The sequence below is a fragment of the Pseudodesulfovibrio sp. lm2024 genome (assembly GCF_051175575.1).
Taxonomy (GTDB): Bacteria; Desulfobacterota; Desulfovibrionia; order Desulfovibrionales; family Desulfovibrionaceae; genus Pseudodesulfovibrio; species Pseudodesulfovibrio caledoniensis.
In genome coordinates, this window is the sequence record NZ_CP195092.1 from 2157536 (window position 1) to 2181433 (window position 23898).

18 protein-coding genes are annotated in these 23898 nt (G+C 63.5%); 14 read left to right on the forward strand and 4 right to left on the reverse strand.

Features of this window, described 5'->3' with window-relative positions; all coding sequences use genetic code 11:
• Nucleotides 1-35 precede the first annotated feature (35 nt).
• The 4 genes from ACR42D_RS10165 to ACR42D_RS10180 all read left to right on the forward strand — a co-directional run bounded on the left by ACR42D_RS10165 (nucleotide 36) and on the right by ACR42D_RS10180 (nucleotide 2162).
• Complete coding sequence (locus ACR42D_RS10165) at nucleotides 36-872, forward strand: hypothetical protein (RefSeq protein WP_484566698.1); 837 nt, start codon at nucleotides 36-38, stop codon at nucleotides 870-872.
• 181 nt (nucleotides 873-1053) lie between these two features.
• Nucleotides 1054-1311 carry a type II toxin-antitoxin system Phd/YefM family antitoxin gene (locus tag ACR42D_RS10170; RefSeq protein ID WP_484566699.1) on the forward strand — a complete coding sequence of 86 codons (258 nt, stop codon included), beginning with the start codon at nucleotides 1054-1056 and terminating at the stop codon, nucleotides 1309-1311.
• Complete coding sequence (locus ACR42D_RS10175) at nucleotides 1311-1574, forward strand: Txe/YoeB family addiction module toxin (RefSeq protein ID WP_484566700.1); 264 nt, start codon at nucleotides 1311-1313, stop codon at nucleotides 1572-1574. The genes ACR42D_RS10170 and ACR42D_RS10175 overlap by 1 nt, the downstream gene beginning before the upstream one ends.
• 93 nt (nucleotides 1575-1667) lie before the next feature.
• Nucleotides 1668-2162, forward strand: coding sequence for a hypothetical protein (locus tag ACR42D_RS10180; protein WP_484566701.1), 495 nt, complete (start codon nucleotides 1668-1670; stop codon nucleotides 2160-2162).
• 10 nt (nucleotides 2163-2172) lie between these two features.
• Here the strand turns inward: ACR42D_RS10180 and ACR42D_RS10185 are convergent, their stop codons facing one another.
• The gene (locus ACR42D_RS10185) at nucleotides 2173-2304 is read right to left on the reverse strand and encodes a hypothetical protein (RefSeq protein ID WP_484566702.1); all 132 of its coding nucleotides are present in this window, start codon (nucleotides 2302-2304) and stop codon (nucleotides 2173-2175) included.
• A 455-nt stretch (nucleotides 2305-2759) separates the two neighbouring features.
• On the reverse strand, nucleotides 2760-3092 hold the full coding sequence (locus ACR42D_RS10190) for a zinc ribbon domain-containing protein YjdM (RefSeq protein ID WP_484566703.1): 333 nt from the start codon (nucleotides 3090-3092) through the stop codon (nucleotides 2760-2762).
• A 552-nt stretch (nucleotides 3093-3644) separates the two neighbouring features.
• Here ACR42D_RS10190 and fdnG point away from each other — a divergent pair.
• From fdnG to thiE, 10 genes are all read left to right on the forward strand, one after another.
• Nucleotides 3645-6686: a formate dehydrogenase-N subunit alpha gene (gene fdnG, locus ACR42D_RS10195; RefSeq protein WP_484566704.1), complete on the forward strand. Its 3042-nt coding sequence runs from the start codon at nucleotides 3645-3647 to the stop codon at nucleotides 6684-6686.
• Nucleotides 6687-6697: 11 nt separating this feature from the next.
• The gene (locus ACR42D_RS10200; protein WP_484566705.1) at nucleotides 6698-7432 is read left to right on the forward strand and encodes a 4Fe-4S dicluster domain-containing protein; all 735 of its coding nucleotides are present in this window, start codon (nucleotides 6698-6700) and stop codon (nucleotides 7430-7432) included.
• Between the two features lie 103 nt (nucleotides 7433-7535).
• On the forward strand, nucleotides 7536-8330 hold the full coding sequence (locus ACR42D_RS10205) for a formate dehydrogenase accessory sulfurtransferase FdhD (RefSeq protein WP_484566706.1): 795 nt from the start codon (nucleotides 7536-7538) through the stop codon (nucleotides 8328-8330).
• 162 nt (nucleotides 8331-8492) lie between these two features.
• The gene (locus tag ACR42D_RS10210; RefSeq protein WP_484566707.1) at nucleotides 8493-10568 is read left to right on the forward strand and encodes a bacteriohemerythrin; all 2076 of its coding nucleotides are present in this window, start codon (nucleotides 8493-8495) and stop codon (nucleotides 10566-10568) included.
• 365 nt (nucleotides 10569-10933) lie between these two features.
• Nucleotides 10934-11980, forward strand: a complete 1047-nt coding sequence (locus ACR42D_RS10215; protein ID WP_484566708.1) for a hypothetical protein — start codon at nucleotides 10934-10936, stop codon at nucleotides 11978-11980.
• Between the two features lie 76 nt (nucleotides 11981-12056).
• A complete protein-coding gene (locus tag ACR42D_RS10220) occupies nucleotides 12057-13439 on the forward strand; it encodes a rhodanese-like domain-containing protein (RefSeq protein ID WP_484566709.1) in 1383 nt (460 codons plus the stop codon).
• Between the two features lie 379 nt (nucleotides 13440-13818).
• The gene (gene nifJ / locus ACR42D_RS10225; RefSeq protein WP_484566710.1) at nucleotides 13819-17325 is read left to right on the forward strand and encodes a pyruvate:ferredoxin (flavodoxin) oxidoreductase; all 3507 of its coding nucleotides are present in this window, start codon (nucleotides 13819-13821) and stop codon (nucleotides 17323-17325) included.
• A 320-nt stretch (nucleotides 17326-17645) separates the two neighbouring features.
• Nucleotides 17646-17948, forward strand: a complete 303-nt coding sequence (locus ACR42D_RS10230) for an MTH1187 family thiamine-binding protein (RefSeq protein ID WP_484566711.1) — start codon at nucleotides 17646-17648, stop codon at nucleotides 17946-17948.
• On the forward strand, nucleotides 17945-18757 hold the full coding sequence (gene thiM / locus ACR42D_RS10235) for a hydroxyethylthiazole kinase (RefSeq protein ID WP_484566712.1): 813 nt from the start codon (nucleotides 17945-17947) through the stop codon (nucleotides 18755-18757). Before ACR42D_RS10230 ends, thiM begins: the two co-directional genes overlap by 4 nt.
• Nucleotides 18757-19395 carry a thiamine phosphate synthase gene (gene thiE / locus ACR42D_RS10240; protein ID WP_484566713.1) on the forward strand — a complete coding sequence of 213 codons (639 nt, stop codon included), beginning with the start codon at nucleotides 18757-18759 and terminating at the stop codon, nucleotides 19393-19395. Before thiM ends, thiE begins: the two co-directional genes overlap by 1 nt.
• A gap of 66 nt (nucleotides 19396-19461) precedes the next feature.
• Here thiE and ACR42D_RS10245 read toward each other — a convergent pair whose 3' ends face one another.
• Nucleotides 19462-22635: an efflux RND transporter permease subunit gene (locus ACR42D_RS10245; protein WP_484566714.1), complete on the reverse strand. Its 3174-nt coding sequence runs from the start codon at nucleotides 22633-22635 to the stop codon at nucleotides 19462-19464.
• Nucleotides 22628-23896, reverse strand: a complete 1269-nt coding sequence (locus ACR42D_RS10250; protein WP_484566715.1) for an efflux RND transporter periplasmic adaptor subunit — start codon at nucleotides 23894-23896, stop codon at nucleotides 22628-22630. The genes ACR42D_RS10245 and ACR42D_RS10250 overlap by 8 nt, the downstream gene beginning before the upstream one ends.
• Nucleotides 23897-23898 lie beyond the last annotated feature (2 nt).

The window sequence follows — 23898 nt, forward strand, 5'->3', positions numbered from 1 at the left end:
TATTACAGACTCTTTGCCAAATAAGGACACCCGTCATGCACACCCCGCTCACCGCTCGCCCGCTCCTCCCCCTGCTCCTCGCCCTCCTGCTCCTCCCGGCCTGCGCGCCCAAGACCCCGCAGACGCAACAGGAATGGACCGACCTTGCCAATGAACAGGTCATGCAATGCCTGAACGGCAACCGACGCGCCTGCAAAAAGCTCGATGAGCTGAAAAACGGCTACGACAAAGCTTACCCATGCCCTTATACCGCCATGCCGCAATCGACTGAAAACAAACTCCAGGATCTTACTCTGGGCATATTCAGAGGGAACGTGGCCGCACTGGACACGGCGATTGAGGAAGCCCGGAAAAACAACTACGGAGACTGCCTGGCACGGGCCAGCCTGGCCACCTCTCTCCGGTTCTTGAAAGCCTTTGGCTTATACATGGCAAAGAATTACCCGGAGTCCGCCCGGACATTCAAAGTCGCCCTGTCGGAAATCGGCCCTGACAATGGCATGGATGACGAGATGACCCCCCTCACCCTCGCATTCTACCCTGCCGCGCTGATCAAATCAGGAAAGATCGAGCAGGCGAAAGAAGTCCTGGGGACCCCCCTCTACACCCCGATCCAGGCCGTACTCAAAGAGCACAAAGTACCCTTCACCCCCTTCGTAAAGTACACTGGGGAGCTTCTGCTGATTCCTGAACCGCAAAACTACAGCTTGCCGACACTGGCACTTGCCGGATTCATCAAGGACAGAAGTCAAGGTCAGTCCAGCTTGAACCCCACGGCACTTGCCTTTATTGATGCCCTCCAGACCATCGCCCCGCACACCCCGGTCCCGGATTTCATCCTGGATTACCCCCAGTCCGCCCCCAAGGAATAAGAACAACGCAGCCCACCGGACCTGGACATGAAACTGCCCGACCGCATCTTCAGGACCCAGGCAAAACTCAGAATGAAAGAATAAGGACACCCGTCATGCGCACCCCGCTCACCGCCCCCATCGCCCCCACTTGACCGCCTCTCAAACCTGTACTATAAATTGTACAGAAAGGAGGAAGACCATGCCCGAAGCAATCACCTACACCGATGCCCGCCAGAACCTGGCAACCAAGATGGCCGAGGTCTGCGACACCCACGAGCCCGTCATCATCACACGCCGCAAGGCGGAAGCCGTGGTCATGATGTCGTTGCGGGACTACAACAGCATTGCGGAAACCGCCTACCTGCTCAAGAGCCCGGCCAACGCCGCCCGCCTCCGCGAAAGCGTCCGGGCCGCTGAATCCGGCCAGACAACAGCGCACCCCCTCGCCAAAGACTGATGTCCCTGCTCACATGGACGCCGCAGGCCTGGGAAGACTATCTGTACTGGCAAAAAACGGACAAGAAGATGCTGAAGCGCATCAACGCCCTTGTCCGCGATGCCCTGCGCACCCCTTTTGACGGCCTGGGCAAACCCGAACCGCTCCGCTTCGACCTCACCGGCTACTGGTCCCGCCGCATGGACCAGGAACACCGTCTGGTGTATAAATTTGACGGAAATGGCGACGCGCTGATCATCATCCAGTGCCGCTACCACTACTAGAAGCATCCCCCAAGACGCCCGCCCCACCAGCGGACTTTCTACCCCTTTCCCCCAAACAATACCGCAGGCCGCCGCCCCTGAGACACCGCCGGCATGAAACTTCCTAGCCCGGCGGACTGCATATCCGTTGTATCAGCGGTTGTGCCGATCAAATCGCATGACCATGAGATAGATGAAGGTCGCAAGGTCACCGAGGAGATAAAGGGGAATAAGCGCTTTCATTTCGAAGTACCGTCCTCATTGCAATACAGTCTGAATTGCAACATCTCACCACGCGTTTTGAAGTCTTCACAGATGGAAGAGGTTGATTCTGTCTCAGATTTATTTGTGGGTGGGCCGTCATACCCGGAAATAGCCTCAACGCCGGATGCGCCCACCCATATAGCCCCGATAACCCCGGTGGGATCGAATAAGGCAGGTATATCCGTTAACTGTTCAACATTACGTGCAACTATGCGGGTATTGCTCTTTGCCTCCTGCCGACTCGCACACCCCGTCATCATCAGGGCCAGAACCAATACCAACACGAATTTCCACATCATGCGCCTCGGAAATCAAATGGTTGAAACAGTTTCACTCGCTCTTTGACATAGGGAAGTTACTTGGGTGTCCCGTCCTCATTGTAGAACCGCAGATACATCTCATTGTACGCCTTGATCAGTTCCGGGTCGTCGGGGTTGGCGTCAATGGCATGGCGGCAGTAGTTGAGAGTACTGTTTACATCGTCCATTTTTGGATTCGGTATATCTACATCAAGGTGCTTCAAGATTATACAGTTTTCCTTGAGTTCCTGCCGACTCGCACACCCCGCCATCATCAGAGCCAGCACCAATACCAACACGAATTTCCACATCGTAATCCTCCTGGTTACAGAGGGACTTACCAGAGGACCAATGGGCAATCAATGCTTCCGCGACGTTACTTAGCTCTGCATCTCCGCAGGCGCCCCCCTTATTCCTTCACTTTTGACAATCTCCAAACAATGGATTCGTTCGCTTGGGTTATCAACTTGCTTTCTTACTACCGCCTAGTGACGTTCCTGCTCGAATGGGCCGGACTCTACACGCCATAGGAACCAGACCCAAAACGGAACGCCCCCGCTTCCCGGAAACAAAAAAGAGCCCTTGCAATTAATCGCAAGGGCTCTTTCCTTTGGCCGTCCCGTTCGTGAAACCGGCTTCCCGATCAGACCTTTTTGACCACCGAGGTCTTGAGGTACATGAAGCCGAATCCCGGTATCTTGCAGGCGATGTCGTGGACGCCGTCCTCCGGCTCGATCAGCCGGATGTTCTTGACCTTGGTCCCCTTCTTGAGCGGCGAGGCGCCCTTGACCTTCAGGTCCTGCGTGATGATGACGTCGTCCCCGTCCACAAGGACATTGCCGTTGGCGTCCTTGTAGACTTTCTCCTGAGCGTCGTCCGCTTGAAATTCATGTCCGCACTCGGGGCAAACGAGGACGGTGCCGTCGGAATACACATACTCGCACCGGCACTTCGGGCAATCAGGTAAATTTTCCATGACTCTCCAATTCGGGTTGTTGTTCCTGCCTCAAGGCCAAACCGGTTTGGGCAATACATAATAGCCGCCGGTGAATCAATAAAAACGGACTGAGAAATGCCCGTTTCGTTCCTCCTTCGGTCCTCATCAGCCATATTTCCCCGCCTCTGCGGACGGTTCTTACATTCCACCGAGTAGACACCGCACCAGATCGCCTGCCAGAAGGCCGACCCGGTCGAGACCGCCCGTATCCGGGCAATTCAACTTTCTCCAGCCCGTTATTTGCGAACTCCACTGCACAACGATTTGGCACAAGCAAAAAAGCTCATTATTTTGATGTGTTGAAAATAACGAATTGGATTTATAAATACCTGTCATTTACGATATCTATATTTAATAAGCCTTCTTCACTGCAACGATTTGACACCAAAAATGCTTGCAAATCCTGGCCTTGCTCAAATGAACATAATGAAATCATGGATTTTTTTGTGATATTTACAAAATCGCTCAACACACTCTTCTCTCTAATGACCGTGCGGTGAGCGGTACGGCAAAACTCAAGGAGGCATCCTCATGAAACTGGATCGCCGAAACTTTCTCAAACTCGCAGGTACGGGAGCTGCGTGTATGACGCTGGGCCAGCTGGGTTTCGACCTTGCTCCCGTACAGGCGTACGCCGCGCAACTCAAGATCAGCGGCGCCAAGGAAATCCTGACCGTCTGCCCGTTCTGCTCCGTGAGCTGCAACGTCATCGGCTACGTCAAGGACGGCAAGCTGGTCAGTTCCGAGGGCGACCCCGACTATCCTGTCAATGAAGGCTCGCTGTGCGCCAAGGGCGCGGCCATGCTGTCCATGACCACCGAGCACAACCGGCTGCAGACCCCCATGTACCGGGCCCCGTTCTCCGACAAATGGGAAGAAAAGAGCTGGGATTGGATCCTCAACCGCATCGCCAAACGGGTGAAGGAAACCCGCGACAAGGACTTCATCCTGCGCAACCAGGACGGCAAGGCCGTCAACCGCATCGAGTCCATGTTCCTGCTCGGCACCTCCCACGCCTCCAACGAGGAATGCGCCCTTACCCACCAGTTCGCCCGTGCGCTGGGCATCGTCTACATGGACCACCAGGCCCGTGTTTGCCACAGCTCCACCGTGTCCGCCCTGGGCGAGTCCTTCGGGCGCGGGGCCATGACCAACCACTGGACCGACATCGCCAATGCCGACTCCATCCTGATCATGGGCAGCAACGCGGCCGAGCACCATCCCATTTCCTTCAAGTTCGTGCTGCGCGCCAAGGACAAAGGCGCCACCGTCATGCATGTGGACCCGAAGTTCTCCCGGACCTCGGCCCGGTCCGACTTCCACGTGCCCCTGCGCTCGGGCACGGACATCGCCTTCCTGGGCGGCATGATCAAATACATCATCGAGAACAAACGCTTCTTCCACGAATACGTGACCGAATACACCAACGCCTCCCTGCTGGTGGACCCGAAGTTCGGCTTCAAGGACGGCCTGTTCACCGGCTACGACCCCATGACACGATCCTACGATAAGTCCACCTGGAACTACCAGATGGACGAGCACGGCGTGCCCAAGAAGGACAAGGGGCTGAAGGATCCGAACTGTGTCTTCCAGCTGCTGAAGAAGCACTACTCCCGCTACGACATCGACACGGTCTCCAAGACCACGGGCGTGGCCCCCAAGATCCTGGAAAAGGTCTACAAGACCTTCTCTGCCACCGGCCGCCCGGACAAGGCGGGCACGGTCATGTACGCGCTCGGCTGGACCCAGCACACCGTGGGCGTGCAGAACATCCGCACCTCGGGCATCATCCAGCTGCTGCTCGGCAACATCGGCGTGGCCGGCGGCGGCATCAACGCCCTGCGCGGCGAGCCCAACGTCCAGGGCTCCACGGACCACGCCATGCTCTACCACATCCTGCCCGGTTACATGGCCATGCCAGCGGCGCCGTGGCAGACGCTTGAACAGTACAACGACGCCAACACCCCGGTCAGCCACGACCCCGAGTCGGCCAACTGGTGGCAGCACAAGCCCGAGTACATGACCAGCCTGCTCAAGGCGTGGTACGGCGACAACGCCACTGCGGAAAACGATTACTGTTACAACCTCCTGCCCAAGATTGAAAAGGGACACGACTACTCGTACCTGTTCCTGTTCGACCGCATGTACAAGGGCGAGATCAAGGGCGGCTTCTTCATGGGCCTCAACCCCATGAACTCGGTGCCCAACACGCACAAGATCCGCAAGGCCATGGACAACCTCGACTGGTGTGTCTGCGCCGAGCTGCACAACTCCGAGACCACGGAGAACTGGCACCGCCCGGACGTCGATCCCAAGACGGTCAAGACCGAGATGTTCCTGCTGCCGTCGGCCCACCGCATGGAAAAGGGCGGCTCGGTGACCAACTCCGGCCGCTGGGTCCTGTGGCACCACAAGTGCGTGGAACCGCAATTCAAGACCCGGCCCTTCGGCGAGATGTACGTGCCGCTGTTCAACATCATCCGCGACATGTACCGCAACGAGGGCGGCACCTTCGCCGCGCCCGTGCTCAACCAGGACTGGCCCGAGAAGTTCGACCCCGAGGACCTCTGCCAGCGCATCAACGGCCGCTTCCATCGCGACACCGAGGTCAAGGGAAAGCTGTACAAGAAGGGCCAGCAGGTGCCCTCCTTCACCGCCCTGACCAACGACGGCGCCACGTCCAGCCTGAACTGGCTGTACTGCGGCAGCTGGACCGAGGAGGACGGCAACAAGTCCCTGCGCCGCTCGCCGGTGCAGACCGAGATGCAGGCCAAGATCGCCCTGTACCCCAACTGGTCCTGGTCCTGGCCGGTCAACCGCCGCATCCTCTACAACCGCGCCTCGGTGGACCTCAACGGCAAGCCGTACAACAAGGACAAGGCGGTCATCGAGTGGAAGGACGGCAAGTGGATCGGCGATGTGCCCGACGGCGGATGGCCGCCCCTGTCCACGGGCAAGGGCAAGCTGCCGTTCATCATGCAGACCCACGGCCTGGGCCACCTGTTCGGCCCCGGGCGCATGGACGGCCCGTTCCCCGAGCACTACGAGCCCGCAGAGACCCCGGTGAACAAGAACCTGTTCTCCAAGCAGCTCTCGAGCCCGGTCTACAAGTTCACCACCAGCGCGCCCGACGTACTGGCCAAACCTGCCGATCCCAACTACCCGATCGTGCTGACCACCTACAGCCTGACCGAGCACTGGTGCGGCGGCGGCGAGACCCGCAACGTGCCCAACCTGCTCGAGGCAGAGCCGCAGCTCTACGTCGAGATGAGCCCGGAACTGGCCAAGGAAAAGGGCATCAAGAACGGTGACGGCGTGGTCATCGAGTCCATTCGTGGCAAGGTCCAGGCCATCGCCATGGTCACGGTGCGCATGCGCCCGCTCAAGGTGCACGGTCGGATCATCCATGAGATCGGCATGCCCTACTGCTTCGGCTGGACCACGCCCGGCAGCGGCGACTCCACCAACCGGCTGACGCCTTCGGTGGGCGACCCGAACACAACCATTCCGGAATACAAAGCGTGCTGCGTGAACATCCGCAAGGCGGACAAGATCACCGAACTGGCACGGTAGAGGAGACAGTCATGCCTAAAACGTTCCTGATAGACACCTCCCGCTGCACCGCGTGCCGCGGTTGCCAACTGGCCTGCAAGGAGTGGCACGGACTTCCCGCCAACAAGACCCTGCAATGGGGAAGCCACCAGAATCCGCCGGACCTGAACCCCAACAACTACAAGCTGGTCCGCTTCCACGACTACATGGACGCGACCGGGACCATCCGCTGGAACTTCTTCCCGGACCAGTGTCGTCACTGCGATGTCCCGCCCTGCAAGGAAGTGGGCGACGTGTACATAGACGGCGCCATCCTCAAGGACGAGAAGACCGGCGCGGTGCTCTACACCGAGAAGACCGCGCGGTTCACCCCGGAACAGGCCGAAGAGGTGCGCGAGGCGTGTCCGTACAACATCCCCCGACGCAACGCGCAGACCGGGCTGCTGTCCAAGTGTACCATGTGCAACGACCGCATCACCAACGGTCTGCCCCCGTCCTGCGTCCGGGCCTGTCCCACCGGGACCATGAACTTCGGCGAACGCGCCGACATGCTCAAGCTGGCCGAGGAGCGGCTCGCGCTCCTGAAGAAAAAATGGCCCAAGGCGTCCCTGGCCGACCCCGAGGAGGTCAACGTCATCTACCTGATGACCGACACGCCCGACACCTACCACAAATACGCGGTGGCCGAGGCCAAGCAGGTCGGCCCCATGACCAAGAAGCAGTTGTTCGCCAAACTGGCGAGCCCGATCAAGGCGATGAAGGCCTAAACCGTCCAGCCTCCGGACCGGGCCGGAGCGTCCCAGCGGCGCTCCGGCCCCCCGAGGCCTGCGGCGATTACCCGGCGCGACAGCAAACCGACAAGGACAGCCGATGCCCTCCACACAGCACTCCCTGCTCATCTCCCCCCTGCCCTCCAGCGAAGCGGCCTCCTGCCCTCTCGGCCCGGCCAAAGCCCCCGAGCTGGTACGCGGGACCGCCCTGGAGCACTATTGCGCGGGCGCCATGCAGGGCCGCACGGCCATGGTGGTCGTGGAGGAGCCGCTGCGCATCACCGTGCCGGGCCGCGAGGACATCATCCTGGCGCGCACGCCGGGCGAGGACGAGCACCTCATCGCCGGACACCTGTTCTCCTGCGGGCTCATCCGGACCCATGCCGACATCCTCGACATCAGCCTACACGGCGACGGCCCGGCCCAGGCCGTGGTCAGGCTCCGGCAGATGCCCCTCCGGCGCACGCCCGGTCCCTTGTCCGGCGGCCCGAGCATAGAGCCCGAACGGATATTCCGGCTGCGCGACGTGTTCGAGCAGCGCCAGCGGCTCTACCACAGCACCCGGGCCACCCACGCGGCCGCCCTGTTCAGGGCGGACGGCGAACTGCTGGCCTACGGCGAGGACGTCAGCCGCCACTGCGCCTTTGACAAGGCCGTGGGCGCGGCCCTGAAAAGCCGCCTTCTGGCCGGTGTGGAAATCGCCATGCTGACCTCCCGCCTGGCCTCGGAGCTGGCGGCCAAGGCGGCCACGGCCCGCATTCCGGTGTTGTGCGGCTTCTCGGCGGCCACCAGTTCGGGCATGGAGCGGGCCGAAAGATCCGGCATCACCCTCATCGGACGCATGGGCGGGGACGGATTCACCGTCTACGCCAACAGCTGGCGAGTCCGCCCGTAAGCCCCGCCTTTCGCAGGCCGAAAAAGCGCGGCCCGGCCGATCTGATCCCTGTTCCGGAATTATAATCTTACAGTCGATATTTTTCTGCTAACATTCTATCCTCATGTTTTAATCAGACAAAATGTCGGCATATTGCCGGTATGCCGACACATGGAGGAGAGAATGAGTCTGCGAGTGAAGCTGTATTCCGCCATCGGGTTGCTGCTGGCCGTGGGCCTGGCCATGTTCGTGGCCACGGTGGTTATAACCGCCGCCCAGAACAAGGACGGACTGGTCATCAACCTGGCGGGCCGCCAACGGATGCTCAGCCAGAAGATGGCCAAAGAGGCCCTGCTCTATCTCGAGGAGCGCCGCGCGGGCAGGGATGGCGCAGAGATCGGCCGACAGGTCGAGACCACTTCCCGCCTGTTTCGCGAGACCCTGACCGCCCTGACGGACTCCGGCCCGGCCCCGATCACCGCGAACCCGGACGGCAAAAAGGGGGACCTGCCTTCCCCGTCCGAACCGGTCAGGGAGCAGCTGCTCAAGGTCCAGAAGCTTTGGGGGACCTACAACTCGGCCCTCAAGGACATCCTGGAACGCCAGACCCTGGGCAACGACTTCAACAAACAGAGCCTGGCGGTGCTGGTCAACATGAACCAGGCCGTGACCATGATGCAGGCCGAGTCCGAGCACCGCGTGGACTTCCTGCTCCTGTCGCAGGTCATCGGCATCGCCATCATGCTCCTGACCACGCTGGTCAGTTTCCTGGCCATCCAGCGCAAGCTGGTCCGTCCGCTGCACACCTTCAGCTCGGCCATGGACGTCATCTGCAAGGGGGACCTGACCCAGGCCTGCGTCAACGACCAGAACGACGAGATAGGTCTGGTGGCCCGCGCCCTGACCGCTATGGAGGAACGTCTCAAGGACGTGGTCAGCCAAGCCAAGGAATCCACCGTGACCATGGCCGAACGGAGCGCCGGGTTGAATGAGATGGCGGGCACCCTGGCCCAGAACGCCACGCGCCAAGCCGGGTCGGTCAGCGACATCGCCTCCCTGATGGAGGGCATGCGCTCCAACATCGCGACCACGGCCGACAACTCAAGACAGACCCACAAGCTGGCCATGAAGGCGGCGGAGGACGCCCGCCAGGGCGGGGAGTCCGTAGGCACCGCCCTGGAGGCCATCACCACCATCGCGGGCAAGATCACGATCATTGAGGAGATCGCCCGGCAGACCAACCTCCTGGCCCTGAACGCGGCCATCGAGGCGGCGCGTGCCGGGGAACACGGCAAGGGATTCGCCGTGGTCGCCTCCGAGGTGCGCAAGCTGGCCGAGCGGTCCGGCGAGGCGGCCAAGGAGATCGGCGAACTGTCCGCCGACACCGTGGGCATCTCCAACCAGGCGGGCGAACTGCTCAAACTGCTGGTGCCCGACATAGAGCAGACCGCCGCCATGATCGAGGAGATCAACGCCTCCAGCTCCGAGCAGCACCGCGACACCGAGATGGTCGGCCGGGCCGTCCAGGACCTGGACGCGGGCATCCAGGACACCGCGCGCATGGCCCGCGAGTTGTCCGACACCACCGAGGATCTTTCCGGCGAGGCGTCCGGCCTGCGCCAGGAGCTGCTCTTCTTCAGGACCGAAGACGACGGCCAGTGCCCGCCCCCGCCCCGCATTGTCAAACCGGGCAGTAAGTTACCGCCTGCGGTGGAGCCCGCGCCGAGGCCCGTCAGGTGGGCCGCCCCCAGGCCGGTCGCTCCCCCGCCGCCCAAACCGGCCGTCGCGGCCGCTCCCGAACCGGCCCGGCCGGTGCGCGGAGCCCCGGTGGAGCTCGGACAGACCAAGCCGCTCATCGTCTGGGATGACTCCATCGCCACGGGCATCGAACTCATCGACGACCAGCACAAGGAGCTGATCGCCCTGATCAACCGCCTCAACAGCGCCATGCAGCAGGGCAAGGGCAAGGCCGTGCTCGGCGAGATCCTGGACGAGGTGAACCGCTACGCCATCTTCCATTTCGGCCAGGAGGAGGCCCTGTTCGACAAATACGGCTACCCCGAGGTCGAGGACCACAAGGCCGTGCACCGGGATCTGCTGGGCCAGGCCGGGGATTTCATCGAGCGGTTCCAGTCGGGGCAGATCGGCATGAGCCACGACCTGTTCTTCTTCCTCAAGGACTGGCTGGTCAACCACATCAAGGGCGTGGACACCCGGTACGTGCCCTTCCTCAAGGAAGCCCTGGAAAACGACAGGTAGCCCATCCTGGGCCGAAGGCTCCGGGCCGCCCTTTGCGGTCCGGGGCCGACGGCCACTTCCCTGCCCGCAGGGCCGCCTCCCGGTCGTTGACGCGGCGAGGCATTCCCGCAAGACAGACTCGATGCGCTCCCTGTGGCCGGTCGCCGTTCTCAGCGCCTCCCCGGTGACCCCGCCGCCCCTTTGACCCGTGCCCGAGCCTTCCGCCCGCCGCTCCCAATGAGGCATTGCCCAAAACCGGCGCTCGGGGTAGCCTTGGGCTCGACGGTCCGGGTTGCCGCCGACACGGCATCGGCCCGCGCCGAAACGGACAACGAATACGATTGCAACACGAAGGTCAACCATCACCCCTGCCGGGAGGCAAGGTCATGAAACAGAATCGGACCGCCCTCATCCTCATCGCCTGCGCCGCGCTGCTCGCCGTCGGCGCCTTTCTCATCCTGAACCGGGGCAGCGAAGAGCCCTCCGCCGTGCGGTCCGAAGTGACCCCGCCCGCGCCCGAGCCCGCCAAGGCCCCGGACTGGGTGGACAAGGGCCAGGAGGCCAAGCCCGATTATTCGCCGTCCACCGCCGAGACCGAAACGGTCACCCCGCCGCCCGCCGCCGAGCCCGACAAGACCGAGGAACCCAAGACCATCGAGGTTTCCGAGGACAAAATGGTCACCTTCACCTTCGTGGAATCCCTGGCCGATTTCCTGCTGCACCGCTTCCAGCCGCGCGGTCCCAACGGCAAGCCCGAATCCCTGGCCACGGCCGTGTCCCTGAACCGCTACTACGGCCGCGAGATGGACGGTTTCGCCGTGAGCGGCGACGACATCCGCGCCTCGCGCAAGGCGGTCTACGACTACGCCTTCAATCCGGCCATGCTGAAAAACTTGTACGACATCTACGTCCCGGCCTTCATGGTCCACCTGGTGGACACGGCGGCCAACACCGAGCGTGAATACGTGGTCGGCGACGACAAGGAGACCCGGACCCTGACCACCGACGAGATCAAGGTCATGCTCCGGCTCAACGCCCGGCGCATCGAGCGCACCGCCGAGGTCTTCCACGCCTTTGCCGACGATCCCGCCATTGTCGAGATGGCCGGCAAGTACCGCCGCGCGGCCAAGGCCGTGGAGCGCGCCAACGGGCAATTGCAGGCCGCCATGGCCGAGAGCAAGGCCACGGGCGAGGCCAGCGACCGGCTCAAGCAGGCCATCCTGTTCCGCGAGCGGACCAGGGCCGAGATTGTCACCCATCTCAGGAAGGTCTGCCAGTCCTGCCCCGAATCCGAACTCTTCTACCTGTCCCAATGGGCCTACCGACGCACCCTCGGACAACCCCAGGAGAAGCTCAAGGCGTTCGGCACGGCCGCCGACCTGATGGACGACCTGGCCGGGCACTTCAGGGCCAAGGCGGACGAACTCAAATAGGTGCTCACATGTTGCATTGGGAGTTCTTTGTGTTATTCTCTCCGTAGCAAGACGAGGATTCACCAAGGAGCTCCCAATGTACTTCAAACAGATCACCACCCCCGGACTCGGTTGCTTTTCCTACGTCATCGGCTGCCCCGCGGCCGGTGAGATGGTCGTCGTGGACCCCAAGCGGGACGTGCAGGACTACCTGGACATCTCCCGCGAGGAAGGCATGAAGATCGTCCACGTCATCGATACCCACGTGCACGCGGACCACGTGTCCGGGGCGCAGGAGCTGAAATCCCAGACCGGCTGCGACATCATGGTCTACGAAACCTCGCCGGTGGACTACGAGTTCACTCCGCTGGTGGAAGGCCAGCAGCTGACCGTGGGCAACGCCAAACTCGAGGTGCTCTTCACCCCGGGGCACACCCCGGACGCCCTGTCCCTGCTGGTCACGGACACCACGCGCGGCGACGAGCCGTGGATGCTGCTGACCGGCGACGTGCTCTTTGTCGGCGACATCGGGCGGCCCGACCTGGTGGGCGGGGCCAAGCTCAACGAGCAGGTCGAAAACCTGTGGAATTCACTGTACGTCAAGTTCGCCAAGTTCCCCGACAGCCTTGAGGTCTTCCCGGCCCACGGCGCGGGGTCGCTGTGCGGGCGCGGCATGTCCTCCAAGCCGAGCTCCACCCTGGGCTTCGAACGCCGTCACAATCCCATGCTCGGCTTCGACAGCTTCGAGGAATTCCACCTGGCCATGAGCCAGAACTTCCCGGCCCGGCCCAAGTCCTTCACCCACATCATCTCCACCAACGCTTCAGGCGCGCCCCTGCTGGAGCGCTGCCCGCTCGACCTGGCCATGAACCCGTACAGGTTCGAGGAGAGGATGCAGGACGGCGCGGTGGTCATCGACGTGCGCGACGCCGCGGCCTATGCCGGGTACCACATCCCCGGCTCCCTGAACATCGGCTTCGAGCCGAGCCTGGCCAACTGGGTGGGCATGACCGTTGAGCCGGACGCGGACATCCTCCTGGTGGTGGACACCCGCGACGACTACGAGCGCATGCGCGTGGAACTGCACCGCATCGGCTACGACAACATCCTCGGGTACCTGTCCGGCGGCATCCAGGCCTGGGTGTACAGCGGACGCGCGGTGGATTCCCTGGCCATCGACTCGGCCCAGGTCCTGCAAAACATCCAGGAGGAGGGCAAGGAGATCAGCCTGATCGACGTGCGCACTCCCGTGGAATGGGAGAACGGCCACATCCCCGGTGCCAGGCACATCCCGCTCATCGACATCCTGGACGGCAAGTTCGACCTCGACGAGAATGCCCACCACCTGCTCTACTGCGCAGCGGGCTATCGAGCGAACATCGCCGCCTCCTACCTCCAGAAGCACGGTTACTGGGACGTTCGCAGCCTGGCGGGCGGCTACCTCGCCTGGAGCCGCGCCGGCTTCAAGACCGAAAAATAATCCCTGCGGAAACGATAAAGGCCCCGTTGCAACGGGGCCTTTTCCATGGCCTGCGGCAACCGCTGCGCGCCCCACGCTATGTGCCTGCAAAAACACCCGATCGCATGCGGACGATATCCGGCTGACAAGACTGAGAATTGTATCAAAAAACCGTTAAACGCCACTCGGCAGTCCGTAAAATTCGGTAAATGGCGTTGATTGATCGGGGAACGGAAGGCAAAGGACTTGACCCCGGAAGGATAAATCGCGAAACAACTATGATGGAACGTGTATCGTAATGCATGATCCGGTCCCAGCGGACCGCACGGACCCCGATAGTCGAGGCCCGCAATATGTCCCCAGGCTGATACAGGTCAAATCAAAACACTTGGAGAAGCAAATGCCCAAGAAGACCATGAAAACAATGGACGGCAACACCGCTGCCGCGCATGTGGCCTACGCCATGAGCGAGACGGCCGCCATCTACCCCATCACCCCGTCCACGCCCATGGGCGAGATCGCCGACGAATGGGCCGCCCATGGACGGAAAAACATTTTCGGCCAGACCGTGCAGATTCGCCAGATGCAGTCCGAAGCGGGCGCGGCGGGCGCGGTTCACGGCTCCCTGGCCGGGGGCGCGCTGACCACCACTTTCACCGCCTCCCAGGGTCTGCTTTTGATGATCCCGAACATGTACAAGATCTCCGGCGAACTGCTGCCCGGCGTCTTCCACGTGTCCGCCCGCGCCATTGCGGCCCACGCCCTGTCCATCTTCGGCGACCATCAGGACGTCATGGCCACCCGCCAGACCGGCTTCGCCATGCTCTTCTCCAACTCCGTCCAGGAGGTCATGGACCTCTCCCTGGTGGCCCACCTCGCCGCCGTCGAGGCGTCCGTCCCGTTCATGTCCGTGTTCGACGGCTTCCGCACATCCCATGAGATCCAGAAGATCGCGGTCATCGATTACGAGGACATGAAGCCCCTGCTGAACATGGACAAGGTGGCCGAGTTCCGCAAACGGGCCATGAACCCCGAGCACCCCGACACCCGGGGCACCGCCCAGAACCCGGACATCTACTTCCAGGGCCGCGAGGCGACCAATACCTATTACGAGGCCATCCCGGACATCGTCACCAACGCCATGAAGCAGGTCGGCAAGATCACCGGCCGCCGCTACAAGCTGTTCGACTACGTGGGCCATCCCAAGGCGGACCGCATCATCATCGCCATGGGCTCCGGCTGCGAGACCATCGAGGAAACCGTCAACTACCTCAACGCCAACGGCAAGAAAGTCGGCCTGGTCAAGGTCCGCCTGTTCCGGCCGTTCTCGGTCAAGCACCTGCTCGCCGCCATCCCCAAGACCGTGAAGAAGATCGCGGTGCTCGACCGCACCAAGGAGCCCGGCTCCCTGGGCGACCCCCTGTATCTCGACATCTGCGCCGCCTATGCGGGCAAGCGCAACGCCCCGGTCATCGTGGGCGGCCGCTACGGCCTGGGTTCCAAGGACTTCACCCCGGCCCAGGTCGAGTCGGTCTACAATTCCCTGGCCAAGCCCAAAAACGGCTTCACCGTGGGCATCCTGGACGACGTCACCCACACCTCGCTGTTCGACTGCGACTGCGTGGACACCACCCCCGAAGGCACGGTCCAGTGCAAGTTCTGGGGCCTTGGCTCCGACGGCACGGTGGGCGCGAACAAGCAGGCCATCAAAATCATCGGCGACAACACCAACCTCTACGCCCAGGGCTATTTCGCCTACGACTCCAAGAAGTCGGGCGGCATCACCATCTCGCACCTGCGCTTCGGCAAGAAGCCCATCCAGTCCACCTACCTGGTCCAGAACGCGGACTATATCGCCTGCCACAACCCGAGCTACGTAAACCTCTACGACGTGCTCGAAGGCATCAAGGACGGCGGCACCTTCGTGCTCAACTGTGCCTGGACCGCCGAGGAAATGGACAAGAAACTGCCCGCTGCCATGCGCCGGACCATCGCCGAGAAGGGGCTGAAGTTCTACACCGTGGACGCCGTCAAGATCGCGGGCGACGTGGGTCTCGGCGGCCGCATCAACATGGTCATGCAGACCGCCTTCTTCAAGCTGGCCGACGTCATCCCGTTCAAGAAGGCGGTGGCCCTGCTCAAGGACGGCATCGAAAAGGCCTACGGCAAGAAAGGCCCGAAGATCGTGGACATGAACTGCGCGGCCGTGGACGCGGCCACCGACGCCATCGTCGAGATCCCGGTCCCCGAATCCTGGAAGAAGCTCAAGGACGACAAGGCCCCCAACCGCCGCGAGCCGGACTACGTCAAGAACGTCATGCGCCCGGTCCTGGCCCAGAAGGGCGACTCCCTGCCCGTATCGGCCTTCTCCCACGACGGCACCATGCCCAACGCCACCTCCAAGTACGAGAAGCGCGGCGTGGCCATTCTGGTTCCCGAGTGGATCAAGGAAAACTGCATCCAGTGCAACCAGTGCGCCTTTGTCTGCCCGCACTCCGCCCTGCGCGCCGTGCTAGCCACCGACGCCGAGATGAAGCAGGCCCCGGCCACCTACGAGACCCTCGACGCCGTGGGCAAGGACGTCAAGGGCATGCACTTCCGCCTCCAGGTCAACACCCTGGACTGCCTGGGCTGCGGCAACTGCGCCGACATCTGCCCGGCCAAGGAAAAGGCCCTGGTCATGAAGCCCATCGCCACCCAGACCGAGGTCCAGGTACCCAACTTCGACTTCTCGGACACCGTCACCTACAAGGACGTCTTCGGCCGCGAAACGGTCAAGGGCTCCCAGTTCCGCAAGTCGCTGATGGAGTTCTCCGGGGCCTGCGCGGGCTGCGGCGAGACCCCGTACGTCAAGGTCATCACCCAGCTCTTCGGTGAACGCATGGTCATCGCCAACGCCACCGGCTGTTCGTCCATCTGGGGCGCTTCCGCTCCCACCGCGCCCTACTGCGTCACCCCCGACGGCCACGGCCCGGCCTGGGGCAACTCCCTGTTCGAGGACGCCGCCGAGTTCGGCTACGGCATCGAGATGGCCACGGACCAGCGCCGTACCCATCTGGCCGCCCTCTGCAAGGAGGCCGCCAAGGCCGAGACCGGCGCGCTCAAGACCAAGCTGAACAAATGGGCCAAGGTCATGAACGATCCCGAGGAGTCCAAGGCCGCGGGCGAGGCCCTCAAGAAGGCCCTCAAGGGCACGCGCAAGAAGGCCCTCAAGGAAATCCTGGACATGTCCGACCTGTTCACCAAACAGTCCATCTGGGTGTTCGGCGGCGACGGCTGGGCCTACGACATCGGCTACGGCGGACTGGACCACGTGCTCGCCTCCGGCAAGGACATCAATGTCCTGGTCCTGGACACCGAGGTCTACTCCAACACCGGCGGCCAGTCCTCCAAGGCCACCCCGCTCGGTTCCATCGCCAAGTTCGCAGCGGCAGGCAAGACGACCAACAAGAAGGACCTCGGCCGCATGGCCATGACCTACGGCTACGTCTACGTGGCCTCCGTGTCCATGGGCGCCAACAAGCAGCAGTTCCTCAAGGCCGTCAAGGAGGCCGAGGCCTACCCCGGCCCGTCCCTGATCATCGCCTACGCCCCGTGCATCAACCAGGGCATCAAGAAGGGCATGGGCAAGACTCAGCTGGAGCAGAAGCTGGCCGTGGATTCCGGCTACTGGCCGCTCTACCGCTACAACCCGCTGCTGGCCGACGAGGGCAAGAACCCGTTCATCCTGGAATCCAAGGCGCCCGACGGCACCCTCCAGGAATTCCTGTCCGGCGAAAACCGCTACGCCATGTTGGAGCGGTTCTACCCCGAATTCTCCAAGGAATACCGGGCCGAAATCGAGAACACCTACAACAAGCGCTACGAAACCCTCAAGCACATGGCGGGCGAAGACTGCAAGGAATAGCCCCGCCATACTCACAATCAATAAAAAAGGCCGGAGCTCACGCTCCGGCCTTTTTTGCCTCCGGCGGCCGGGGGAAGGGGAAGGAAAACCCTTTGAAAAGAGCTTTTCCTTCCCCTCCCCCCGGCCCCCCATCCCCATCCTTTCCTAAACTTTTTAGGTGCCTTCCGGCAGGGGTGTGCGGGCGCGATGAGATGGAGCAACGAACGAAGAGAACGGCATTTTGAAGAGGATGAGCATTGACCTTGGAAGGGAATGGGTCAATCCTGCGTGCACCGGCCGCCCGGCGGCCTTGAACGAATACATTTACAAGGAAGGATACCATGAGCTGTGTAGCCACCTTCAGTCTGTTCCCCCTGGAGCGGCCCGACCAGGACTCGTTCGCGCCCTATGTGGCCCGGACCATAGAGATCGTCCGGGAGTCCGGCCTGCCCCATGAACTCGGTCCCATGGGCACGGTGCTCGAAGGCGATCTGGACGACATCATGCGGACCATAAAGCAGTGCCATGACGACATGCGCAAGGGATGCGGACGGGTCTACCTGACCCTGGCCGTGGATTCCCGGGAAGGCGAATCCGGACGCATGCGTGGCAAGGTGGACAGCGTCGGGGAGTTGCTGAAATGAGCGCTCCCGAAACGCTGATCCAAACGGTCTGGCAGGACATTCAGGCGGTCCGCGAAAAAGCGCCGCTCATCGTCAGCATCACCAACTACGTGGTCACCAACAACACGGCAAACTCCCTGCTCGCCCTGGGGGCATCGCCCGCCATGAGCCATGTGGCCGAGGACCTGCCCGGCCTGGTCGACCTGGCCGGAGCCCTGGTGGTCAACATCGGCACCCTGGCCGACGACTACGTGGTCGGCATGCACACGGCCATGGCCCAGGCCAACGCCATGGGCATGCCCATCGTGCTCGACCCGGTGGCCGCCGGGGTGAACGCTCTGCGCACGGACATCTCCCGTGAATTCCTGGAAAAGTACCGCCCCGCCATCCTCCGGGGGAACGCCTCGGAGATCATGGCCGTGGCGGGCGAAGACGGTAAGCCCAAGGGCGTGGACACCTTCATGGGCGTGGACGAGGCCCATGGCGCGGCCAAGGCCCTGAGCGAGCGCTACGGCTGCGTGGTCCTGGTCAGCGGCGAGACCGATCTGGTGGTCGGCGACGGCCGCGAGACGCGTCTGGCCGGAGGGTCGGCCATGATGCCGCGCGTGACCGGGCTCGGCTGCACCTGCACCGCCCTGGCCGGGGCGTTCGCCGCGGTCCAGCCCGACTTTTTTCAGGCCGCCGAGGACACCGCGGCGGTCATGAACATGGCCGGGGAACGGGCCGCCGAGCTCTCGCCCGGCCCGGGCAGCCTGCAGATGCACTTCCACGACGCGCTCTATCTCCTGGACGAGGACACGGTCCGCGCCCGGCTCAAGGTGGTGGCGTGATGAATACCCGGGATTTGCTCGTCTATCTCGTGACCGACCGCAGCCTCTGCCTGGGCCGGTCCCTGGAAGAGGTCGTGGCCCAGGCCGCCGAGGGCGGCTGCACCATGGTCCAGCTGCGCGAAAAGGAAGCCGACACCGGCGAGTTCGTCCAGCTTGCCCGCGCCCTGCACAAGCTGCTCAAGCCCCTGTCCATCCCCCTGCTCATCAACGATCGCGTGGACGTGGCCCTGGCCGCCGGGGTCGAGGGCGTGCACGTGGGCCAGTCCGACATGCTCGTCGAGGACGTCCGCCGGATAATGGGCCCGGACGCCATCGTCGGCCTGTCCGTGGAGACCGAGGCCGAACTCCTGGACGCCCAGAACCGCCCGGTGGACTACATAGGCATCGGGCCGGTCTACCCCACCCAGACCAAGAAGGACGTCAAGGGATCGCCGTGGGAGCCCGACGGACTCAAACGCGCGGTTGGGCTGTCGTCCATCCCGCTGGTGGCCATCGGCGGCGTGCAGCGCGACAACGCCCGTGCCGTGGCCGGATCTGGCGTGGCGGGCATCGCCGTAGTCTCGGCCATCTGCTCCGCGCCCTCGCCCGCCGAGGCCGCGCGTGAGTTGGTTTACGCCATGAAGGAAGGGGCGCGGTAACACCGCACCCCTTCGCCCGTGCCCCATTGTCCGGGGCGTATGCGCGGCCTCTCTCGAGGGGCCGCGTTATTTTTGTCCGGCCAGTTCCCGAGGCCCGTCGCCGCGCGGTTCGGGCGGCCGCTTGAAGGCCATGATGTGCAGCCTGCGCTGGATGTCCTCCAGGATCATATACAGGGCCGGGACAAGGATCAGGGTGATGACGGTGGCGAACAGGATGCCGAACCCCAGCGACAAGGCCATGGGGATGAGGAACCGGGCCTGCATGGAGGTCTCCAGGATCATCGGGGCCAGCCCGCTGAAGGTGGTCAGGGTGGTCAGCAGGATGGGCCGGAAGCGGGCCGTGCCCGCGTCGAGCACCGCGTCGTGGGCGCATTTGCCCGCCCTGGCGAACCCGTTTGCGCAGTCGATGAGCACCAGCGAGTCGTTGACCACCACGCCGGACAGGGCCACAATGCCGAGCAGGCTCATCAGGCTGATGGAATAGCCGAAGGCCATGTGCCCTAGGATCGCGCCCACCGCGCCGAACGGGATGCTGACCATGATGATCAGCGGCTGGACGTAGCTCTTGAACGGGATGGCCAGCAGGGCGTACACGGCGAGCATGGCCAGCAGCAGTCCCTCGAACAGGGTGTTGGTCGACTCGCTCAGGTCGGCCTGCTTGCCCTGCATGCGGCAGGACAGCCCCGGGTATTCAGCCTTGAGCTTCGGGATGACCTCGGCCAGGACCGACTGCATGACCTGGGTGGCCTGGTTGCGCGGGTCCACGTCCGCCGTGACCGAGAGCACCCGGCGGCCGTCCGTGCGGTTGATGGAGGTGTAGGCGCTGCCCCGCTTGACGTCGACCACGTCGCGCAACAGCACCTCCTTGCCGTCCGGCGTCTTGAGCATCAGCTCCTCCATGTCGTATTCCGAGACGCGCTCGCTCTCGGGCCTGCGGACCACCACCTTGACCTCGTTGCGGCCGCGCTGCTGGCGCAGGACCTCCTTGCCGTAGTAGGCGGCGCGCACCTGGGCGGCCACGCCCTGGGCGGTCAGCCCCAGCGCCCGCCCCGCCGGGGTCATGGTGAAGTCGAGCTGGTCCTTGCCGGGCGAGAATCCGTCGTCCACGTCCTTGACCCTGGGGTACTGCTCCAGGGCGTCGGCCAGGTCGCGGGCCGCCCGCTCCAGGACCTTGGTGTCCGAATGGCTGAGCTCGAATTCCAGGGCGTTGCCCGCGCCCGGGCCGCCCCGGTCCGAGGCGAACGACAGGACCTCGAGGCCGACGATGTCGCCGACCTCGGTCCGCCATTTGTCCACGAACTGCTGGGTGGTGATCGGCCGGACGTCCGCCCCGGCCAGGTAGACGTTGATCTTGACCACGTGCGGACCGGAGAGCTCGCGGCCCGCCCCGCCGATCTTGGAGTCCATGCCCACGACCAGCCGGTCCCCGCCGTTCTCCGCCGCCACCTTGCGGGCGGCGGCCAGAAGCCGGTCGCGGACCGCCTCGGTCTTTTCCACGGGTGAGCCGTAGGGCAGCTCGGCCGTGGCGTAGGCGAAGTCGGACTCCACCTTGGGCATGAGCGTAAAGCCGAGCCTGCCGCTCAAAACATAGGCCGTGCACAGGAGCAGCAGGGCCACGCCTGCGGCCACGGTGGCGTAGCGCCAGTGCAGGCACCAGTCCAGAAACGGGCGGTACACGCCCCGGATGAAGCGCAACAGCCCGTCGGCCGCCTTCTCCTGGTACCGGGTGATCCAGACCATGATCCGGCTCCGGTGGTCTCCCAGATGGGACAGATGAGCGGGCAGGACGAACAGGGATTCGATGAGCGAGATGGCGAATACCGAGATGACCACCACCGGGATGGACCAGAATATCTTGCCCATGACGCCGGGGATGAACAGCAGCGGCATGAAAGCCGCGATGTTGGTCAGCACGCTGAAGACCACGGGCATGCTGATGCTCCTGGCCCCGGCTATGGCCGCCTCAAGGGGCGACATGCCCTGCTGGCGCATGGTGAACACGTTCTCGCCGACCACGATGGCGTCGTCGACCACGATGCCCAGCGCTATGAGGAAGGCGAACATGGTGATCATATTGATGCTCACGCCGAACAGCGAGAGGATCAGAAAGCTGCCCATGAACGAGGTCGGGATGCCCATGGCCACCCAGAAGGCCAGCCTCGGCTCCAGGAACAGGGCCAGGAAGCCGAAGACCAGGGCGAGGCCCAGGTAGCCGTTGCCGAGCAGCAGATCCATGCGCTGGGCGTATACCTCGGACATGTCGTTGAGGATGTCCACGGACACGCCCGAAGGCAGCCGCTCCCTGAAGGCTTCAAGCGACGCCTTGACCGCGTCGGACACGGAGATGGGCGTCTGGTCGCCCACGCGGTACACGTCCACGCGCACGGCGGGCTTGCCGTTGTAGGTGGTGATGATGTCGTCGTCCGCGAACCCGTCGATGACCCGGCCCAGGTCCTCCACGCGCACCTGGGTGCCGTCGTTGCCGGTGACCACCGGGATGCGGGCGAAGTCCCGGCCGTAGTCGCGGCGGTCCTTCATGCGCACCAGGACCTCGCCGGACTCGGCCTTGATGGCCCCGCCGGGCAGGTCCACCGAGGCCTCGCCGATGCGCTGGGCCACCTCGCTCAGGGTCAGGTTGTGGGCCCGCAACCGGCTCTGCGGTATCTCAATGGAGATCTGCAGGTCGCTGACCTCGGCCAGCTCGGCCTGGGTGATGCCCCCGTTGGCGATAAGCTCCTCGCGCAGCTGTTCGGCCAATTCGCGCAGGGTGGTGTCCGGCTGATCGCCCGAGATCATCACCGACAGGACCTGGCGCTGGCGCGAGACCTCGGAGATGACCGGGTCCTCGGCCTCCTCCGGGAATGAGGTGATGCGGTCCACCTCGGTCTTGATGTCCTGGGTCAGCTTCTGCACGTCCGCCCCTTCCAGGGCCTCGACCACCACCATGCCGCTGCCCTCCGAGGACGTGGAAGTGACCTCCTTCACGCCGTCGAGCCCCTGCACGGCCTGCTCGATGGCCAGAACGCACCCCTGCTCCACCTCGGAAGGGCTGGCCCCGGGGTAGGCGATGGAAACCGTCACCGTGTCCAGAGAAAACTCGGGGAAGACCTCCTGCTTGATCTGCATGGCAAAAATCAGCCCGCCCACCAGGAACACGATCATGAGCAGGTTGGCGGCCACGGAATTGCCCGCCATCCAGGCGATGGGCCCCTTGCTACTTTCCTGCTGCGCGTTAGCCATTGCGCGCCTCCCCGGCCGCCGTTACGGTCGATTGCGGGGCCGTTTGCGGGTTGGCGGCTGGCGCACCGCCGCCGTCGTCCACGCCGTTCAGGAGCATGCCCTGCAACGGGGCAGCCAGATCGGACATGACGATCCGCTCGCCCGGCTTGAGCCCCTCCCTGATGACGATGCTGTCCTCGTCCTTCCAGACCGGGTCCACGGTGCGGATGTCCAGGGTGCCGTCATCGGCCAGCACCCAGACCCGGCTGTTGTCGCGAAACGCGGTCCTGGGAACGGCGAAAACGCCCGTGAGCTCGTTGCCTTCGATCTTGACCGAGACGTAGCTGCCGAGCAGCAGCGGCTTGACGCCCGGCCGACCTTCGATATTGAGCGGGTCCTTGATCGAGATGAGCACCCTGGCCATGCGCCCCTCGTCCTCGAGCGACGGCAGCAGCCGGACCACGCGCCCTTCACGAACGCTCTTATCCGCGCCGCTGCCGGAGACGATCCGGGCCTTTGAGCCCTCTGGCCGGATGGCGGACGGCAGGTTGATCCAGCCCAGCCGGTCCACAGGCACCGAGGCCTGTATCCAGAACTCGTCGGTGCCCACCAAGGTTGCCAAGGTACCCTGCTCGGCCACGGCCGCGCCCAGGTCCGTGTCCTTGGATTCGACCATGGCCGCGAACGGAGCGTCGACGCGGGTGCGCGAAAGATCGATGCGCGCCTGTTCCACCTTTGCCCTGGCCGCGCGCAGGTCGGCCTGGGCCTTGGCCAGATGCGGCTTGCGCAGGGCGAGGTCCGCCTCGGCCTGGGTGGACTTGCCCGCCTCCTGCAGCAGGTCCCACTCGCGGGCCGAGACCTTCTGGTACCCCTGCTCCACCTTGAGGTCGTATTCGGCCTCGGTGACCTGGGCCTCGACCTCCTGGACGGCCAGTTCGTAGTCCTTGGCGTCGATGTTCAGGATCGGCTCGCCCGCCCGGAAGAACCCGCCGGGCACGAAGTCCGGGCTGACCTTGACGACCTTGCCGGACACCTGGGACTTCAGGTCGATCTTGCGGGCCGCCGTGACCGTGCCCATGACGTCCACCACCACGCGGTGGTCGGTCAGGGCCGCCTGTCTGGTCTCCACGCTCTGGCGGATGACCTGGGGCGGCCGCATCTTGGCCTTGGGCGCGGAGACCAGGGTTAGATAGGAGCCCGCGCCGGCAGCCACGACAATGGCCAGAGGCACGAGCACCTTGAGCCGGAAAACAGCGCGCAATTTGTTAAAGCAAAGGTTCATGT

Coding starts and splice junctions, on each gene's coding strand:
- ACR42D_RS10245 (WP_484566714.1), bottom strand. CDS start 22,635: ATGGCTAACGCGCAGCAGGAAAGTAGCAAGGGGCCCATCGCCTGGATG.
- ACR42D_RS10170 (WP_484566699.1), top strand. CDS start 1,054: ATGCCCGAAGCAATCACCTACACCGATGCCCGCCAGAACCTGGCAACC.
- ACR42D_RS10165 (WP_484566698.1), top strand. CDS start 36: ATGCACACCCCGCTCACCGCTCGCCCGCTCCTCCCCCTGCTCCTCGCC.
- ACR42D_RS10185 (WP_484566702.1), bottom strand. CDS start 2,304: ATGGACGATGTAAACAGTACTCTCAACTACTGCCGCCATGCCATTGAC.
- ACR42D_RS10205 (WP_484566706.1), top strand. CDS start 7,536: ATGCCCTCCACACAGCACTCCCTGCTCATCTCCCCCCTGCCCTCCAGC.
- ACR42D_RS10190 (WP_484566703.1), bottom strand. CDS start 3,092: ATGGAAAATTTACCTGATTGCCCGAAGTGCCGGTGCGAGTATGTGTAT.
- fdnG (WP_484566704.1), top strand. CDS start 3,645: ATGAAACTGGATCGCCGAAACTTTCTCAAACTCGCAGGTACGGGAGCT.
- ACR42D_RS10175 (WP_484566700.1), top strand. CDS start 1,311: ATGTCCCTGCTCACATGGACGCCGCAGGCCTGGGAAGACTATCTGTAC.
- ACR42D_RS10250 (WP_484566715.1), bottom strand. CDS start 23,896: ATGAACCTTTGCTTTAACAAATTGCGCGCTGTTTTCCGGCTCAAGGTG.
- ACR42D_RS10210 (WP_484566707.1), top strand. CDS start 8,493: ATGAGTCTGCGAGTGAAGCTGTATTCCGCCATCGGGTTGCTGCTGGCC.
- ACR42D_RS10180 (WP_484566701.1), top strand. CDS start 1,668: ATGAAACTTCCTAGCCCGGCGGACTGCATATCCGTTGTATCAGCGGTT.
- thiE (WP_484566713.1), top strand. CDS start 18,757: ATGAATACCCGGGATTTGCTCGTCTATCTCGTGACCGACCGCAGCCTC.
- ACR42D_RS10220 (WP_484566709.1), top strand. CDS start 12,057: ATGTACTTCAAACAGATCACCACCCCCGGACTCGGTTGCTTTTCCTAC.
- ACR42D_RS10230 (WP_484566711.1), top strand. CDS start 17,646: ATGAGCTGTGTAGCCACCTTCAGTCTGTTCCCCCTGGAGCGGCCCGAC.
- thiM (WP_484566712.1), top strand. CDS start 17,945: ATGAGCGCTCCCGAAACGCTGATCCAAACGGTCTGGCAGGACATTCAG.
- nifJ (WP_484566710.1), top strand. CDS start 13,819: ATGCCCAAGAAGACCATGAAAACAATGGACGGCAACACCGCTGCCGCG.
- ACR42D_RS10215 (WP_484566708.1), top strand. CDS start 10,934: ATGAAACAGAATCGGACCGCCCTCATCCTCATCGCCTGCGCCGCGCTG.
- ACR42D_RS10200 (WP_484566705.1), top strand. CDS start 6,698: ATGCCTAAAACGTTCCTGATAGACACCTCCCGCTGCACCGCGTGCCGC.